The organism is Anaerobacillus sp. 1_MG-2023, from assembly GCF_030547345.1.
GTDB classification, from domain to species: Bacteria; Bacillota; Bacilli; order Bacillales; family Guptibacillaceae; genus Guptibacillus; species Guptibacillus hwajinpoensis_B.
The window spans coordinates 1-16,456 of sequence record NZ_JAUORD010000008.1 but is presented as its reverse complement, the minus strand read 5'-3'; the positions used below and the strand labels follow the sequence as shown (position 1 = coordinate 16,456).

The following is a 16,456-nucleotide window of genomic DNA, read 5'->3' as shown; positions in this document are numbered from 1 at the left end:
GCCTCCTTCAGTTAGACTTTTTCGTAAGGATGTACGGTATCAGGATAAATTTCAGTCGGATAATTTCCTGTAAAACAGCCAAGGCATTGACCGCACGATGAGCCGTCTTCTTCTCTTCCAATCGCTGTAGTCATCCCATCCGTTGTCAGAAACGTCAGGGAATCGGCTCCAATTTCTTCACACATCTCATCTACACTCATCTTCGCCGCTATTAATTCACCCGAATTGGATGTATCAATGCCGTAGTAGCATGGGCTAATAATTGGTGGCGCACTGATTCGAACGTGTACTTCTTTTGCCCCCGCTTCTCGAAGCATCGTCACGATTCGTCTGCTAGTTGTACCACGTACAATCGAATCATCGACAATAACAACACGCTTACCTTCAACAACTCCTCGAACAGGCGAAAGCTTCATTTTCACACCACGTTCTCTCAACTCTTGAGAAGGTTGAATAAAGGTTCTGCCAACATAGCGATTTTTAATTAATCCCATTTCATATGGAATACCAGATTCTTCAGCATAGCCAATTGCTGCTGAAATACTTGAGTCCGGCACTCCGGTTACAATATCTGCCTCAATCGGGGCTTCTTTAGCGAGTTGCTTACCAAGCTGTTTACGTGCTGTGTGAACGTTAATATTCTCAATGTTACTATCCGGTCTAGAGAAATAAATGTATTCCATCGAGCAAATCGCACGTGAGATTGAAGACGAGAACCTCTCTGATTCAAGTCCGTTCTCACTAATAATCAAAAGCTCACCTGGCTGCACGTCACGGATATATTCCGCACCGATTAAATCAAACGCACACGTTTCTGAAGCAACAACATAAGCCCCTTCTAAAATACCAAGTGATAGTGGTCTTAAGCCATGTGGATCTAGCGCCACCATCATTTCTTTCTCTGTCATCATAATAAAGGCATAAGCACCCTTCACCATTGTAAGAGCATTCTTAACCTTTTCACGCTGACTCAAGTAGCCGCTTCGTTTAATAAGGTGAGCCAATACCTCTGTATCTGAAGTCGTCTGAAAAATGCTTCCCTGTCCTTCAAGCTGATGCTTAAGAGCATTCGCATTTACAAGGTTTCCGTTATGCGCAAGCGCAAGACCATCATTCTGCGAGCGAAATACAAGGGGTTGAACATTCTCATATCCGCCGCCACCCGCTGTCGAATATCTCACATGACCAATCGCACCATTGCCTTTAAGCTGATCAAGATCACCAGGTCCAAACACATCATTCACTAGTCCAAGTCCTTTATGATGATAGAGGCGATCACCGTCAGTTGTGACAATGCCCGCTCCCTCCTGGCCACGATGCTGTAAACTATGCAGTCCGTAATACGTTAGCGAAGCAGCATCAGGGTGACCCCAGATACCAAATACGCCACACTCTTCATTTAAGCCTTTGATTTCACCAAACATGGAATAGCTCCTTTCCAGGCTGCTTCAAGCTCTTGAACCGGAGCATCGAAAATATGCGTTTCATCTTCGTGCATAATCGTTAATACGCCAGTACCGGTTACTTCACCGATCAGCTTCGCTCCTGTACGCTGCTCAAATGCCTGCTGATGTTCCCCCTTGATGGTTACAAGAAAACGAGATTGTGTTTCACTGAAAAGATCTGTTGTCGTATCTCCGTCAATCCGTACATTAGCACCAAATTCTGTTCCAATGAGCGATTCCGCAAGTGCAACACTAAGGCCACCTTCTGCGAGGTCGTGAGCTGATTCAACAAGTCCATCTTGAATCGCTGTTAGAAGTTGGTTTTGACGTTCTTTTTCAATTTCAAGATTAAGTGTAGGAGCTTGACCTGAGATCTTACCATCAAGATACTTTTGAAGCTCACTACCGCCAAAATCTTCTCCCGTTTCACCTAGCATATATATTAAGTTTCCTTCTTCTTTAAAGGCTTGTGTTGTCACATGATCCAGATCGTGGACAAGGCCAACCATTCCAACAACCGGTGTTGGATAAACAGCGATGCCGTTTGTTTCATTATAAAGTGAGACATTCCCACCAATAACTGGTGAGTTCAGCATACGACACGCTTCACTCATTCCGTCTGTCGCTTTCTCAATTTGCCAAAAGATCTCTGGCTTCTCAGGGTTACCGAAGTTTAAGCAATCTGTAATCGCTAGTGGCTCGCCACCCGAGCAGACAATGTTACGCGCTGCTTCTGCAACTGCAATTTGACCGCCTACTTCAGGATCAAGATATAAATAACGGGAATTACAGTCCGTTGTCATCGCTAACCCTTTGTTTGTTCCACGCACTCGAACAACAGCGGCATCTGACCCAGGTGACACAACTGTATTTGTTCGCACCATATAGTCGTACTGATCAAAAACCCATTCCTTACTTGAAATTGTCGGCTGACTTAACAAGGTATAGAGCATTTCCTTCGCGTCTTCCACATTTGGAATTGGCTTATGAAGCTGCTGATTTTCAATATAATATTCTGGGATACGAGATGGTTTGTGATAAACAGGTGCTTCCTCTGCTAATGCATCCACAGGAACGTCCGCAACGACTTCTCCTTTATGAAGGAGACGGAATCGCTTATCTTCCGTTACTACACCAACCTCTTTCGCTAAAAGACCCCAGCGATCTGTTATAGCTTTAATTTCATCTTCATGACCTTTTTTCACAACAACGAGCATACGCTCCTGAGATTCAGAAAGCATCATTTCGTATGGCGTCATTCCTTTTTCACGCTGTGGCACTTCATCAAGATTCATTTCAAGTCCCATGCCTGCCTTACTCGCCATTTCGGAAGCTGAAGACGTTAGTCCAGCTGCTCCCATATCTTGAATACCGACAAGTGACTCGCAGTGAACAAGTTCAAGGCATGCTTCAAGCAGAAGCTTTTCCATGAATGGATCCCCAACTTGAACGGCAGGACGCTTTTCGTCAGAAGCATCTGTCAATTCTTCAGATGCGAAGGTTGCGCCTTGGATCCCGTCACGTCCCGTGCTCGCGCCAACGTACATGACCGTGTTCCCAGCTCCTGATGCGATCCCTTTCTGAATGTCTTTATGATCAATTAAGCCAACACACATCGCATTTACAAGAGGATTTCCATCGTAAGAAGAATCGAACTGAACTTCCCCACCAACTGTTGGAATACCAATGCAATTTCCGTATCCTGCAATACCGGCTACAACTTCCTCAAAAAGATACTTCACTTTTGGATTGCTCAGCTCTCCGAAACGAAGCGAGTTAAGAAGGGCAATAGGACGTGCACCCATCGAAAAGACATCACGGATAATGCCGCCAACTCCTGTTGCAGCACCTTGATACGGCTCGATAGCTGACGGGTGGTTATGGCTTTCAATCTTAAATACCACCGCCTGTTCATCACCTATATCAACGATTCCAGCTCCTTCACCAGGACCTTGAAGAACGCGCTCACCCGTAACAGGGAATTTTTTTAACACTGGCTTTGAATTCTTGTAGCTACAGTGCTCCGACCACATAACAGAAAATAGCCCCGTCTCCGTATAGTTCGGTGTACGGCCGAGAATCGCTTCCACCATACCGAACTCGTCATCTGTTAAACCCATCTGACTATAGAGCTTTTGGTCTTTAATCATCTCAGGTGTTGGTTCATGCATGTGTGACATGGGATTCCCTCCAGTTGCGTAGTATCGATTTAAATAGATTTAATCCATCTGCACTTCCTAAAAGCTCATCTACCGCTCGTTCAGGGTGAGGCATCATCCCGAGGACATTGCCCTTTTCGTTTACGATTCCAGCTATATCTTCCACTGATCCGTTCGGATTATCCGCGTATGTGAAGGCAATACGGTTTTCATTCTTCAGCATAGTAAGTGTTGTTTCGTCGCAATAGTAGTTACCTTCACCATGTGCGATTGGAATCGTGATTTCTTCTTCTTTTTCATAAGTTGAAGTGAACATCGTTTCATTGTTTTGAACGCGAAGTGTAACCGGTCGGCACATAAACTTCAAGTTCTTATTTCGTTTCATCGCTCCTGGTAACAGACCTGCTTCCAAGAGAATTTGGAATCCATTACAAACACCTAGAATTGGCTTCCCTGCTTCAGCTGCCTTCACGACCTCAGTCATAATCGGTGCAAAGCGTGCAATGGCACCACTTCGAAGGTAATCGCCGTAAGAGAAACCGCCTGGGAGAAGGATCGCATCATAGTTTGCTAGATTTTGCTCATCGTACCGGACATAAACCGCTTCTTCTCCAAGCTCATCTTTGATGGCGTGATACATATCCACATCGCAGTTAGAACCCGGGAACACAATCACCGCAAATTTCACTGTGCGACTCCCTCCTCGATTTCGTAGGTGTAGTCTTCAATAACCGTATTCGCAAGAAGCTTTTCGCAAATTTCTTTAATTCGCTGATCCAGGTTTTCCGTATCTTTCACTGTGAGTTCCATGTATTTCCCGATCCGTACGTCTTCCACTTCATGATATGAAAGACTGTGCAATGAATTCTTTACGGCACTTCCTTGTGGATCTAGAACACTTTCTTTTAACGTTACATAGACTTTTACTTTGTACATGATTCGGAGCCCCCCCAGGCGAGTTAAAATTTGTTCGTACGCTTCTGTCAAATTTCCAATATCTCTTCGAAACACGTCTTTATCTAGTTTCTCATTCGTTTTACTATCCCATAAGCGGCAAGTATCTGGAGAGATTTCATCCGCCAACATAATCTTGCCTTCCGGTGTTACACCAAACTCTAATTTAAAATCAACGAGCTTCACGTCACGCTCAAGGAAGTATTCGCGTAATAGCGTATTGATCTTTAACGCGCGTTCTTTTAATTCTTGAACGGTTTCTTCTGTTGCAAGTTCAAGTTCTAACACATGATCAAGCGTAAGAAGAGGATCACCAAGGTCATCATTCTTGTAATAAAATTCAACGATCGGCTGTTTTAGTAACTTCCCTTCTTCCACACCCGTGCGTTTGGAAAAGCTCCCAGCTGCGATGTTTCGAACAACCACTTCGAGTGGAATGATCGAAACGCGTTTCACAAGCTGTTCAGTAGAAGAAAGCTTTTCAATAAAATGACTTTGGATTCCAGCACTTTTTAAATAATCAAAGAGCAGGCTTGTAATTTCATTGTTCAGGCGACCTTTGCCTGTAATTGTTGCTTTCTTCTCCCCGTTATAAGCGGTTGCTGAGTCTTTATACTCGACCCAGACAACCTCCGCTTCATCTGTTGCATAAATTCTCTTCGCTTTTCCTTCGTACAACAATGTTTGCTTTTCCATGGTGATCCCCTCCGATGCTTAATTAAAGTCCGAGACGTTCAAAAATCATATCCACCGGCTTTAGGTGGTAATTGTAGTCAAAGCAATCTTCAATTTCTGCTTCACTCAGCTGATCTGTAATCTTAGGGTCAGCTTCAACAAGCTCTCTAAATTGAATGCCTCTTTCCCAAGCATCCATTGCTTTTGGTTGAACAAGATCATAGGCAGCTTCACGTGCCATGCCTTTATCAATAAGAGAAAGAAGAACGCGCTGGCTGTAAATCAAGCCGTATGTTCTTGTCATGTTGCGCTTCATGTTCTCAGGGAAGACCGTTAGTTTCGAAACAATTCCTGCAAAACGATTCAGCATATAGTTGAGCGCAATCGTTGCATCCGGAAGAATAACGCGTTCTGCTGATGAGTGAGAAATATCACGTTCGTGCCAAAGAGCAACGTTCTCGTAAGCTGTCGTCATATAGCCACGAATCACACGCGCCATGCCAGTCATGTTTTCAGAACCAATCGGGTTACGCTTATGCGGCATTGCGGATGACCCTTTTTGTCCTTTTGCGAAAAACTCCTCTACTTCACGAGTTTCGCTCTTTTGTAGACCACGAATTTCAACAGCAAACTTTTCAATGGATGTTGCCACAAGTGCTAGAGCCGACATGTAATGAGCATGACGATCGCGCTGAAGCGTTTGGGTTGAAATCGGTGCTGGTTCTAAGCCAAGCTTTTCACAAACATACTGCTCGATAAATGGATCGATGTTGGCATATGTTCCAACTGCACCAGATAGTTTGCCGAAACGAACGTTATCTGAAGCTGTTTTGAATCGTTCAAGGTTACGCTTCATTTCTTCATACCATAGCGCCAATTTCAGACCAAATGTTGTTGGTTCTGCGTGGACACCGTGCGTTCTTCCCATCATGACCGTGTATTTATGTTCCTGCGCTTTAGCCTTTAGGACTTCAATGAACTTCTCAATGTCTTTAATCAGAAGGTCGTTCGCTTGATTCAACTGATAAGACAGTGCTGTATCAACGACATCCGTTGATGTTAAACCGTAGTGAACCCATTTCCGTTCTTCTCCAAGCGTTTCAGATACCGCTCTTGTGAATGCCACAACATCATGGCGCGTTTCCTCTTCAATTTCGTGAATGCGATCGACATTGAACCCGGCATTTTCACGGATCTTTTGTACATCTTCTTTTGGGATAATGCCAAGTTCTGCCCACGCTTCGCATGCTAGGATCTCGACTTCAAGCCACGCGTTATAGCGGTTTTCTTCTGTCCAAATGGCTCCCATCTCGGGGCGGGTATAACGTTCAATCATTGTAAGTCCTCCTGGTCTCTTGTCTTTACTGCCATAACTTCCATGAGTTCATTCGCTTAATTGCTTCTTCTGTTGAAGGTGCAAGAAAGTTAATGTGTCCCATCTTCCGATTAGGCTTTGCTTCGTCTTTCCCATATAAATGAAGCTTTGCATCACCGAGCTCTTCTATACTGTCCATTAGCGGTGTGACGTGCTGACCGAGCAAATTCCCCATGACAACCGGCTTTAGAAGTTCAGTGCTTCCAAGTGGTAGTCCACATATTGCTCGAATATGCTGCTCAAATTGCGATGTCTCACATGCCTCCATCGTATAATGACCAGAATTATGTGGTCGTGGTGCAAGCTCATTTACATAAATCTCATTATCTTTAAGAAACAGCTCAACTGCAAGTGTACCGACAAGCTGTAGGGTATTTGCAATCTTCTTTCCGATTCCATCCGCTTTCGTAATGACCGCTTCGTCTACTCGAGCTGGTACGATGGTTTGATGAAGAATGTTGTTCACATGAATGTTCTCACCTACAGGGAACGTTGTTGTTTCCCCAGTTACGCTGCGTGTCACAATCACTGACAATTCTTTTTGAAACGGTACCCAACTCTCCAGAATGCAAGGTACATTAGGAAAAGAGAGAGCTTCAACATCTTTTTCTGTTTTTAAAACCCACTGGCCTTTTCCATCGTAACCACCAGTACGTGTTTTAAGGACTGAAGGGAAACCGATCTTCTCGAGCGCATCCTTAAGATCTTGATGAGAATCGACCGCTTCAAAAGGTGCTACTTGAAGTCCCGACTTCTGAATCGCTGTCTTCTCAACATAGCGATCCTGCGTTACGCGAAGCAATTCTCCACCCTGAGGCATATACGCATTTTCTTCCAACCACTTTGCAGTATCGTGTGTAATGTTTTCAAATTCATAAGTGATCACATCACTTAGATCAGCTAGCTTACGAGCGCCATCCAAATCATCATAACCACTAACCACTTCATGATCAGAGACCTGGCCACAGGGAGAATCTTTTTTCGGTTCGAGAACGGCGATTTGGTAGCCCATCTCTCTTGCCTTTAACGCCATCATTCTTCCTAATTGTCCACCGCCTAGAATCCCAATTGTGCTACCGGGTAAAATGGTTTTCCTCATAAGCTGTCACTACTTTCGAGTACTGTTTCTTTCATCTGATTTCGATAGTCGCTAAGCTTCTTCTCGATCGTTTCATCACCCGTACTTAGTATTTGCGCAGCTAGTAGTCCTGCATTTTTCGCTCCCGCTTTTCCAATCGCAACTGTCGCAACAGGCACGCCACCTGGCATTTGCACGATTGATAGAAGCGAATCTAATCCATTTAACGTCCGCGATTGTATGGGTACGCCGATGACTGGCAGTGTCGTTTTAGCAGCGACCATCCCTGGTAAATGAGCGGCACCACCTGCTCCCGCAATAATGACGTTCAAACCGCGTTCTCTTGCTGATTCTGCATATTCAAACATCAATTCCGGCGTTCTATGGGCCGAAACAACTTTTTTCTCAAATGGCACTTGAAGCTCTTCTAGTATGTCACAGGCATGCTTCATCGTATCCCAATCTGAAGTGCTTCCCATGATGACGCCAACTTTTGTGTTCATGCTATTCCTCCTTAAATGAAGGTGCTAATTAATCAAAATAGTGTGAAAATAACAGAAAAGCCCGAGATAGAATTCTTCTATTTATTTAGAAGAAGCTTCTACCTCGGGCGAAAACACATCCATCCTGTTCTGCGAATGCAAAACACGACTTTCCCCCTCATAGTCCGACGATTCATGGTCGTCAGGTAGAAACTTATGGGCCATATTCCCAAGATTATATGAGGTATCCTTTTTGCTCCTCTTACATAGTAACAAGAGCGACGTTCAACTGTCAACGAAAATCGAACGATGTGTTTTGTATTTAGTCTAATGTTCGGTTTTTACTTTAACTTTCCTTCAAAAACAATTTTCTGACCGCATAGCTCAGGTTCTTTAGAACCCTTGCCTTCTTTAAAGACTGGTTCTTCCCGGCGTCTAACGGGCATGTACCCTTCGTCGTCCATTCGTTTTAAGCAGTCAGAAAGTGATTCATTTTCTTTAACTTCAAACTTCTTTTTCTTCGCTTTCTTTTCCATACATTACCTCCGAATTTTTCTAACCCAGAATCCACCCTGGAAGGTACGGGGCTCATAAGAGATAACGAAGGCTTTAGGATCAAGTTCCTCAATAGCCTGATAAAGCTTACGCTCCGATTTACGCGATGTTAGAACTTGCATGACAAGACGTTCTCCCTGACGCCCGTGCGCAAGATAATGTGTAACACCGTAACCGACATCTCTTAATTTATTGGGAATATCATCTTCAAGCTTTGTTGTAATGGCATTCACTGTAATATAACCAAGCGCAAGGTATTCTTCAATCTTCATGCCAACGATAATTCCTACACCAAAACCAAGGGCGTATGCAATAACGTTTTGAATTTGCCCTAGATTATCGAGGACGAGACCAAGCCCTACAACATATATCGCTATCTCAATTGTTCCTGTAACAGCTGCAAGGTATCGCTGACCTTTAAGTGTAAGTATCGTACGCATCGTGAGAAACGATACATAAAAGATATTGATAACAAAAATGGTCAATACCATGCCAAGACCTGTATCCAGCATGTCCATCCTCCTTTTCCCTTATCGTTCAAACTCGAACTTTCCCTAGCATAACACGAGGAAACCTGAAACCGCATGCGATATTTATCGAATTTGACTAATAATTTTCGACTATTTTTTCCAAACTTCCCCTATTTCTTTCCCATCCACTCCTTAAAAGGTTTTATACCAGCGTGACGTTCTTTTAACATTCCACTTTTCGGTGCATATACTGGCAAAAAGCCCAGGAGGTGACCTCATGGGAGACCATTGGGGACAAATGTATGACTGGCGCAATAAAATGAATAAATTTATGGGAGATGATTTTTGGACGGATTTTCAGGATATGTTCGTATCAAATGGACCTCTCGTTAATCTCTATGAAGCCGGAAACGAACTCATCTGCACAGTTTATCTTCCTGGAATTAAGAAAATCGATGATGTTGACGTGTATATCCATTATCGGACACTTAAAGTAAAAGGCCAAACAGCGATGAACCTTAAAGGCTATCGTAATGTTCAGGAAGAATATAAGCACGGTCCCTTCGAACGCATCGTTGAGTTACCATTCCCCGTTCGCGAAAAACCGATTGATGCGAGTTACAGTAGGGGCATACTCTTAATTCATCTTCACCGACTTATTGAATCGAAGGAAGAGAAAAAACGATTAAAGATTAAAGACGTAGAATCAGATGAAACCTAAAAACAGAGGCGATCGATAAGCGATATCGATCGTCTCTGTTTATTATGAATCACTTTATAAAAAGCTAAATAATCCATCAGTTATACCAATACGATAAATATAATAGAATCCAAACCCGACCGAGAGAATCCCAGTCACTTGAGTTAATCGATGGTTGAGCTTTAACTGCTTCCTCGTTGCGACGAACGGAAGTCCAAGAATGGTTGTAAACCCGAGCATACCAACACATGTCCCTACACCGAACACTAGTATATAGATAGCTCCTTGAAACATCGTTTCAACCGTACTCATCGTCAACAAAACCATCGCGGCACTTCCAGCTAATCCATGGATAAACCCGATCACTCCAGACTGTACGTATGTTTGGTTTCCTTTCAATCCTGTATTTGCCGTTTTTGTACGTAAGGTTTTTATCCCTAGAAATACGAGCATAAATCCAACAATCATCTCAAGCGACATCGCCCATGTATCTGTTATCGTCGTATTGAAGAGAAATAGAAGCATTCCTACTAGGAAAAGCGTGGTGGTATGCCCAATCCCCCAATACACTCCAGCTAATGAAGATTTCCACAAACTACGTGTTTTACTCGCAATGGTCGATACGGCTATTACATGATCTGGTTCAATAGCATGTTTGATTCCAAGTAGAAATCCAATCACTAAAATTGATAATAAACTAGCGTCCATTTTTTCCTCCTATATACACTACTTCCGCCAGGAAATCGCATTCCTATTGTAAATGGTGTTATGAATAAACCTTTCGATAGCAGCAAAAACCTTCTCAATATGTGCCGTTCGCTTCGCAAGAATTCGGAAACAGCACCCCGGAACCTGCAACAACGATATTCCGTATTGAGTATCACCGAACGAAGCAAGGTACTCTCTTAACTTCTCTATCCACTCCTCTGTTACGTTCGAATGAATAAAGTACAATGAACCGATATGTGTGTTCCCCTCTAACTGAAGCAACCTCTTCATATCTTCTTCAGGCTTCAACCGCAAATGATCATATACTTTGAGGTTCTTATTCTGATAGATTTTCACCTTAGAGGTTATACACTCATAAGGAAAGAGGACGCCATCCTTTGACCATCCCGGCGTTACAATGTCTGTCAAAAAGAAAACAGCACTTTCATCCATGTGAACTTCTGTTTCTTGCGTAAAGCGAGCATCCCGATAAGCAATGAGCGGATCCAGCTTCATATGTAATTCACTATGCTCTTCTAATTTATAGAACGCTTTTTGTATAACTTGCTTATTTGGTGTTTTGTAAACCTTAGTGGAAGCCTGGGTTGTAACAGCTAACCGAGCCTTCTCCTTCACAAGAATCTCCGTATAATACGTATCACCGTCTACATATCCTCCACCTACATGAATCATTTGCAACAGAGGAAGTCCATCCTCATTGTAAGTAGGGCGTGAAATCTTAAAAACACCGTTATAGTAAGCATCCGAAAGCACGGATTTCCCGTATCGATCAGTTGCTTCTATCTTGAGATAACCTGTGTAGGTCACTGCTCAAGTCCTACAAAAAACGCCTGTTCCTTAATCCACTGTACAACATCACTAACGCCAGTTTCATTCTTTAAGTTAGTAAAGAAAAATGGACGATCTCCTCTTGATTTCAACGTATCCTCTCGCATGATATCAAGATTGGCGCCAACATATGGAGCAAGATCCGTTTTATTAATAATAAACAAATCCGACTTAATCATCCCCTGACCGCCTTTACGGGGGATTTTCTCTCCCTGCGCCACATCTATAATATAAATCGAAAAATCAACAAGCTCAGGACTGAAAGTTGCAGCTAGATTATCGCCACCACTTTCAACAAAAATGAGATCAAGATCTTCATGACGTTCATTCAATTCATCAATAGCAGCAAAGTTCATCGATGCATCTTCTCGAATCGCCGTATGCGGACATCCTCCTGTTTCTACGCCGATGATGCGGTCCGAAGGCAAAATCCCGTTCTTATTCAAAAACATCGCATCTTCTTTCGTATAAATATCATTTGTGATGACAGCCATACTAAATTCGTTATTCATCGCTCTTGTTAAGCGATCCACTAATAGTGTTTTGCCAGCGCCAACTGGTCCGCCAATTCCTATTCGTATAGGCTCACTCATTTTTCAATCATCCTTTCTTCATTAACTCATAAATAGACGAACATTGATCGCCTCATGCTTCATTTGTGCAATTTCAAGGCCAGGAGCGCCTATCCCAAAGTCACTGTCTTCAAGAGACATGATCTGCTTCACACAATCTGTTAAAAGTGGCTGAATCGAAACAAGAATTTGCTGTCCTTCTGTTTGACCAAGCGGGACGCCTCGAACGGCGTTTTGAACGAGTGACGAAGCAGTTGCAAATCCGTAGCATGAAACCGCACTTTCAACATCAATACCAAGGTGATAACATACAATCGCAAATACCAGTGCCCCATGGCCGTACACCTTTTTCTCCTTCATTGCATCCATATACTGATTAAATATCGCGTTCGGATAAAGGGCGGAAACTACCTTAACTAAGCGATTACCAATTCTTCTGTTCCCTTCTCGGGTCTCCCTAGCCATCCCCAACGCATACAGTGATTGATCCAGCTCCCATAGACGATCCGTGTCATCCACTTCTAAGGCTTCATACGCTAATCGACAGGCAAGTCCATCCGTATAAACTAGCTGGTTCATTAAAAAAAGCTCAAGAACTTGTTGAAATGTAGAAGAGTCATGAATGGTGCCATTTGCAATATATGTTTCAATTCCAAACGAATGCGAAAAGGCCCCCGACGGAAACTGAGAATCACTTAATTGAAGGATCGGAAAGAGTGCATTAGTCATGCCCAATGTATTTAAAAGCTACTTTCATTTTTCGTTTTTCAATCACATGAGAGATATTTAATTCTGTTAGCAACTGAATAACTAGATAATCATGCTGCACAATCATCTCATCTCCTTCAAATTGTGCTGGCAAATGGCGATTGCCTAGCATATGAGCGACTTCTCCCATTTGTTTCAAAGAATTAGGATAAATAACGATCACTTCATCTTCCATCACACTGACAATAATCATATTGTCATCCGCACGATACAGAATATCACCATCGACTAAATCTTTTGGCTTAGAAAGTTTAATCCCAAGCTCTTTTCCGTGATCGGTCTTTACTCGCTGAATTCGTTTCACAAGTTCATCACTTCGAAGATAAACTCTTTCTACATGCGGTAGCGTATCCTTTTCGTCACGAATGTTTCCTTTTATCTCACTAATGATCATCTGTTTACCACCTCAAAATAGAAAGTATCTTTGTGCAAGCGGTACGCTCGTTGCCGGTTCGCACGTAACTAGCTCACCATCCACCAAGACTTCATACGTTTGCGGATCCACCTGAATATCAGGAGTCTCACCGTTGTACTTCATGTCTTTCTTTTTTAGCTTACGAATATTCTGAACAGGACGAATGATTTTCTGCAGCGAAAGCTGGTTATGAACACCCTTTTCAATAGCCGATTGTGATAAAAAGGTAATGGAGGTTCTGAATTTCGCTTTCCCGTATTGGCCAAACATCGGCCTATAGAGAGCTGGTTGAGGAGTAGGAATGGATGCATTCGGATCCCCCATTACACTCCAAGCAATCATCCCCCCTTTAACGACCTGTTCGGGCTTTACTCCGAAAAAACCAGGTTTCCATAGAACAAAGTCCGCTAGTTTCCCTACTTCTATGGACCCCACCTCGTCTGATATACCATGGGCAATGGCCGGATTTATCGTGTATTTCGAAATATAACGTTTCACCCGCTCATTATCGTTTTCTGAACCCTTTGGTAATGCCCCACGTTGCTTTTTCATTTTATCCGCCGTTTGCCACGTTCTTGAAATCACTTCTCCAACTCGTCCCATTGCCTGTGAATCTGAACTAATAATGCTGAAGACACCCATGTCATGCAAAATATCTTCTGCAGCAATGGTTTCTTTTCGAATCCTTGAGTCAGCGAATGCCACATCCTCCGGTACGGAAGAATCAAGATGATGGCAAACCATCAGCATATCAAGATGCTCCGCAATTGTGTTTGTTGTAAATGGTCTAGTAGGATTCGTCGAGGATGGAAGGATATGCTCATAAGAAGCGGCTTTAATAATATCTGGGGCATGTCCCCCACCTGCGCCTTCTGTATGGTATGTATGAATGACGCGCCCATCAATCGCGTTCAACGTATCTTCTACAAAACCGCCCTCATTTAATGTATCGGTATGAATCGCGACCTGAACATCATATTCATCCGCCACGGTTAATGCCGTGTCAATGGAAGCTGCCGTCGTTCCCCAGTCCTCATGAAGCTTCAAGCCTATCGCACCCGCTTCTATTTGTTCGCGTAAAGCTTCTTCACCTGAAGCATTTCCTTTGCCCAAAAACCCAAGATTAACAGGGAAAGCTTCTGCTGACTCAAGCATACGGTGAATGTTCCATTCCCCTGGAGTACAAGTTGTTGCATTTGTCCCAGTCGCTGGACCTGTCCCTCCTCCAAGCATCGTTGTAATTCCAGACTCGATCGCGGTTTCGATTAATTGTGGACATATAAAATGTATATGAGAATCAATTCCACCTGCTGTTACAATCATTCCTTCTGCCGCAATAACCTCTGTAGAAGCACCAATCACTATATCAATGCTGTCCATCAAATAAGGGTTACCTGCCTTTCCAATTGAAGCAATATGACCATCCTTCACACCGATATCCGCTTTATAGATCCCCGTATAATCAATGATCAACGCATTCGTTACAACAAGATCTACAGATTCGCCTCTCGTAGCAAGTGGATGTTGACCCATTCCATCGCGAATCACCTTGCCGCCACCAAATTTCACTTCATCACCATAAGAAGTTTCATCTCGTTCTACTTCAACAAACAATTCTGTATCTGCTAACCGAACTTGATCCCCAACCGTCGGACCAAACATATCAGAATACGCTTTTCTTGAAAGTTCAAAACTCATTGATCTACCTCTCTATCTAACGAACCGTTTGTTTTATTATTAAGTCCAAACACCTTTCGATCACCTGAAAACGCGACTAGCGTGACTTCTTTAGCATCCCCAGGTTCAAAGCGGACAGCAGTACCTGCAGCAATATTTAAATGCATCCCAAAAGCAAGGTCACGTTCAAACTTTAAAGCATCATTTACCTCATAGAAATGAAAATGAGATCCAATTTGCACTGGCCGATCGCCAATATTGGTTACCTCAATTTCAATGGATTCTTTCCCAACATTACATGTAACAGAAGAAGATCTTAACTTATATTCACCTGGAATCAATGCTCAGAACCCCTTTCATATAATTGGATCGTGAACGGTTACTAATTTTGTTCCATCTTGAAAAGTAGCTTCTACCTGAATATCTGTGACCATTTCTGGGATACCTTCCATTACATCTTCTCTTGCTAAAATCGTTCTTCCATACTGCATCAATTCTGCAACGCTCTTCCCATCTCTCGCCCCTTCAAGTACTTCATATGTAATAATCGCAATAGCTTCCGGGTAATTGAGCTTTAACCCTCGCTCCTGTCTTCTTCTCGCCAAATCTGCCGCCACAACGATCATCAATTTTTCTTGTTCTCTCGCCATTAGCTTCAAAGAAATTTCTCCTCCCGCACATAGAAACCGAAAATTAAGATAATTCATATTATACATAAAATAGTAAGTTAAAAAATATGTTTTGGATGTTTTGTGTTAAAATCTTATTTTAAGTTATGCCTTCTCTTCTACCTAAAATCCTTAACATATAAGGTTTTGACTGCGTATACAATTTCTATTTCCTAGATGAAATCATTTGAAAATAATATGTTAGATTAACTGACAATCAGCAAGATCAACATAAAAAAAAGAAGCAATTCGCTTCTCCCATCATCCTACTTATGAAATATTACTCGTTAGATTTCCAAGTTTTAATGTAGTTTTTTGAGATGCAGGACTTTTAATACGAGGATGGTGAATGAATCAGGTGAATAACTTAGAAATGAAAGGTGATTCCGAGATATTTTATATAATTCCGTGCTTTTCCATGATAATCCCACGAATTTGAGATTTATTCCGCGAACGTGAAAAAACATATAAAAAAGCGAGAAACCATTTGGTCTCTCGCTTCTCTTCATTGCCCAGCGACGTCCTACTCTTGCAGGGGGAGATCCCCCAACTACCATCGGCGCTCGAGCTTAACTTCCGTGTTCTCATACGGGGCGCGATAAGCGGCGAACTTCTTCGTCAGCTGCGCGATGCCAGATCCTCATGGATCTCACGAATATCCACTCCGGTCTGACATCACTTGCTTCCTCGAATTTCTTGCTTCTCCCACCCCTACGAAGCTTTCGAAGAAGTTTTTGATTGTCTTTCCAGCAGCTTTTTCTCTTACGAGCTTTCAACATTTTTTGAATACAAAAAAGCGAGAAACCATTTGGTCTCTCGCTTTTCTTAGTTGCCCAGCGACGTCCTACTCTTGCAGGGGGAGATCCCCCAACTACCATCGGCGCTGAAGAGCTTAACTTCCGTGTT

General features: G+C 42.8%; 18 protein-coding genes, 1 rRNA gene, 1 pseudogene and 1 riboswitch. Of the genes and pseudogenes, 1 reads left to right on the top strand and 19 read right to left on the bottom strand.

Annotation, left to right across the window (positions count from 1 at the left end):
- Positions 1-11 precede the first annotated feature (11 nt).
- The 10 genes and pseudogenes from purF to Q4550_RS14035 form a co-directional block, all read right to left on the bottom strand.
- Positions 12-1,424 (bottom strand): amidophosphoribosyltransferase, encoded by a 1,413-nt coding sequence (purF, locus tag Q4550_RS14080; protein ID WP_303533661.1) that lies wholly within the window; start codon positions 1,422-1,424, stop codon positions 12-14.
- Complete coding sequence (purL, locus tag Q4550_RS14075) at positions 1,400-3,625, bottom strand: phosphoribosylformylglycinamidine synthase subunit PurL (protein ID WP_303533658.1); 2,226 nt, start codon at positions 3,623-3,625, stop codon at positions 1,400-1,402. The genes purF and purL overlap by 25 nt, the downstream gene beginning before the upstream one ends.
- Positions 3,609-4,292 carry a phosphoribosylformylglycinamidine synthase subunit PurQ gene (gene purQ / locus Q4550_RS14070; RefSeq protein WP_303533656.1) on the bottom strand — a complete coding sequence of 228 codons (684 nt, stop codon included), beginning with the start codon at positions 4,290-4,292 and terminating at the stop codon, positions 3,609-3,611. The genes purL and purQ overlap by 17 nt, the downstream gene beginning before the upstream one ends.
- Positions 4,289-4,540, bottom strand: a complete 252-nt coding sequence (gene purS / locus Q4550_RS14065) for a phosphoribosylformylglycinamidine synthase subunit PurS (RefSeq protein WP_098446125.1) — start codon at positions 4,538-4,540, stop codon at positions 4,289-4,291. Before purS ends, purQ begins: the two co-directional genes overlap by 4 nt.
- A gap of 9 nt (positions 4,541-4,549) precedes the next feature.
- Positions 4,550-5,254 (bottom strand): annotated as a pseudogene (purC, locus tag Q4550_RS14060) (phosphoribosylaminoimidazolesuccinocarboxamide synthase); the annotation flags it as partial.
- A 22-nt stretch (positions 5,255-5,276) separates the two neighbouring features.
- Complete coding sequence (gene purB / locus Q4550_RS14055; RefSeq protein WP_303533653.1) at positions 5,277-6,569, bottom strand: adenylosuccinate lyase; 1,293 nt, start codon at positions 6,567-6,569, stop codon at positions 5,277-5,279.
- 25 nt (positions 6,570-6,594) lie between these two features.
- Positions 6,595-7,707 carry a 5-(carboxyamino)imidazole ribonucleotide synthase gene (purK, locus tag Q4550_RS14050; RefSeq protein ID WP_303533650.1) on the bottom strand — a complete coding sequence of 371 codons (1,113 nt, stop codon included), beginning with the start codon at positions 7,705-7,707 and terminating at the stop codon, positions 6,595-6,597.
- Positions 7,704-8,189, bottom strand: coding sequence for a 5-(carboxyamino)imidazole ribonucleotide mutase (purE, locus tag Q4550_RS14045; RefSeq protein ID WP_303533648.1), 486 nt, complete (start codon positions 8,187-8,189; stop codon positions 7,704-7,706). Before purE ends, purK begins: the two co-directional genes overlap by 4 nt.
- A gap of 140 nt (positions 8,190-8,329) precedes the next feature.
- Positions 8,330-8,431: riboswitch (purine riboswitch) on the bottom strand.
- Positions 8,432-8,509: 78 nt separating this feature from the next.
- A complete protein-coding gene (locus Q4550_RS14040) occupies positions 8,510-8,704 on the bottom strand; it encodes an NETI motif-containing protein (protein ID WP_303533645.1) in 195 nt (64 codons plus the stop codon).
- A 3-nt stretch (positions 8,705-8,707) separates the two neighbouring features.
- Entirely contained in the window at positions 8,708-9,235 is a 528-nt protein-coding gene (locus Q4550_RS14035; protein ID WP_194222444.1) for a DUF2179 domain-containing protein, read from the bottom strand.
- A 235-nt stretch (positions 9,236-9,470) separates the two neighbouring features.
- Between Q4550_RS14035 and Q4550_RS14030 the strand changes: the two genes are divergently transcribed.
- Positions 9,471-9,914, top strand: a complete 444-nt coding sequence (locus Q4550_RS14030; protein ID WP_194222445.1) for an Hsp20/alpha crystallin family protein — start codon at positions 9,471-9,473, stop codon at positions 9,912-9,914.
- A gap of 54 nt (positions 9,915-9,968) precedes the next feature.
- Here Q4550_RS14030 and Q4550_RS14025 read toward each other — a convergent pair whose 3' ends face one another.
- From Q4550_RS14025 to rrf, 9 genes are all read right to left on the bottom strand, one after another.
- Complete coding sequence (locus tag Q4550_RS14025) at positions 9,969-10,601, bottom strand: HoxN/HupN/NixA family nickel/cobalt transporter (protein WP_303533642.1); 633 nt, start codon at positions 10,599-10,601, stop codon at positions 9,969-9,971.
- An 18-nt stretch (positions 10,602-10,619) separates the two neighbouring features.
- Positions 10,620-11,429 (bottom strand): urease accessory protein UreD, encoded by an 810-nt coding sequence (locus Q4550_RS14020; protein ID WP_303533640.1) that lies wholly within the window; start codon positions 11,427-11,429, stop codon positions 10,620-10,622.
- Positions 11,426-12,043, bottom strand: coding sequence for an urease accessory protein UreG (gene ureG, locus Q4550_RS14015; RefSeq protein WP_303533638.1), 618 nt, complete (start codon positions 12,041-12,043; stop codon positions 11,426-11,428). The genes Q4550_RS14020 and ureG overlap by 4 nt, the downstream gene beginning before the upstream one ends.
- 21 nt (positions 12,044-12,064) lie before the next feature.
- The gene (locus tag Q4550_RS14010) at positions 12,065-12,751 is read right to left on the bottom strand and encodes an urease accessory protein UreF (RefSeq protein WP_303534001.1); all 687 of its coding nucleotides are present in this window, start codon (positions 12,749-12,751) and stop codon (positions 12,065-12,067) included.
- Positions 12,744-13,184: an urease accessory protein UreE gene (locus Q4550_RS14005; RefSeq protein WP_303533635.1), complete on the bottom strand. Its 441-nt coding sequence runs from the start codon at positions 13,182-13,184 to the stop codon at positions 12,744-12,746. Before Q4550_RS14005 ends, Q4550_RS14010 begins: the two co-directional genes overlap by 8 nt.
- A 12-nt stretch (positions 13,185-13,196) precedes the next feature.
- Positions 13,197-14,903: an urease subunit alpha gene (gene ureC / locus Q4550_RS14000; protein WP_303533633.1), complete on the bottom strand. Its 1,707-nt coding sequence runs from the start codon at positions 14,901-14,903 to the stop codon at positions 13,197-13,199.
- Complete coding sequence (locus Q4550_RS13995) at positions 14,900-15,223, bottom strand: urease subunit beta (protein ID WP_303533631.1); 324 nt, start codon at positions 15,221-15,223, stop codon at positions 14,900-14,902. Before Q4550_RS13995 ends, ureC begins: the two co-directional genes overlap by 4 nt.
- A gap of 15 nt (positions 15,224-15,238) precedes the next feature.
- The gene (locus Q4550_RS13990; protein WP_303533629.1) at positions 15,239-15,541 is read right to left on the bottom strand and encodes an urease subunit gamma; all 303 of its coding nucleotides are present in this window, start codon (positions 15,539-15,541) and stop codon (positions 15,239-15,241) included.
- An 840-nt stretch (positions 15,542-16,381) separates the two neighbouring features.
- Positions 16,382-16,456, bottom strand: a 5S ribosomal RNA gene (rrf, locus tag Q4550_RS25175); the annotation flags it as partial.

Bases quoted from the DNA above. Each gene is read 5' to 3' on its own strand.
- Q4550_RS14025 (WP_303533642.1), bottom strand. From the start codon at position 10,601: ATGGACGCTAGTTTATTATCAATTTTAGTGATTGGATTTCTACTTGGA.
- ureC (WP_303533633.1), bottom strand. From the start codon at position 14,903: ATGAGTTTTGAACTTTCAAGAAAAGCGTATTCTGATATGTTTGGTCCG.
- Q4550_RS14010 (WP_303534001.1), bottom strand. From the start codon at position 12,751: ATGACTAATGCACTCTTTCCGATCCTTCAATTAAGTGATTCTCAGTTT.
- purL (WP_303533658.1), bottom strand. From the start codon at position 3,625: ATGTCACACATGCATGAACCAACACCTGAGATGATTAAAGACCAAAAG.
- Q4550_RS14005 (WP_303533635.1), bottom strand. From the start codon at position 13,184: ATGATCATTAGTGAGATAAAAGGAAACATTCGTGACGAAAAGGATACG.
- purS (WP_098446125.1), bottom strand. From the start codon at position 4,540: ATGTACAAAGTAAAAGTCTATGTAACGTTAAAAGAAAGTGTTCTAGAT.
- purK (WP_303533650.1), bottom strand. From the start codon at position 7,707: ATGAGGAAAACCATTTTACCCGGTAGCACAATTGGGATTCTAGGCGGT.
- purF (WP_303533661.1), bottom strand. From the start codon at position 1,424: ATGTTTGGTGAAATCAAAGGCTTAAATGAAGAGTGTGGCGTATTTGGT.
- Q4550_RS14040 (WP_303533645.1), bottom strand. From the start codon at position 8,704: ATGGAAAAGAAAGCGAAGAAAAAGAAGTTTGAAGTTAAAGAAAATGAA.
- Q4550_RS14030 (WP_194222445.1), top strand. From the start codon at position 9,471: ATGGGAGACCATTGGGGACAAATGTATGACTGGCGCAATAAAATGAAT.
- Q4550_RS14035 (WP_194222444.1), bottom strand. From the start codon at position 9,235: ATGCTGGATACAGGTCTTGGCATGGTATTGACCATTTTTGTTATCAAT.
- purB (WP_303533653.1), bottom strand. From the start codon at position 6,569: ATGATTGAACGTTATACCCGCCCCGAGATGGGAGCCATTTGGACAGAA.
- purE (WP_303533648.1), bottom strand. From the start codon at position 8,189: ATGAACACAAAAGTTGGCGTCATCATGGGAAGCACTTCAGATTGGGAT.
- ureG (WP_303533638.1), bottom strand. From the start codon at position 12,043: ATGAGTGAGCCTATACGAATAGGAATTGGCGGACCAGTTGGCGCTGGC.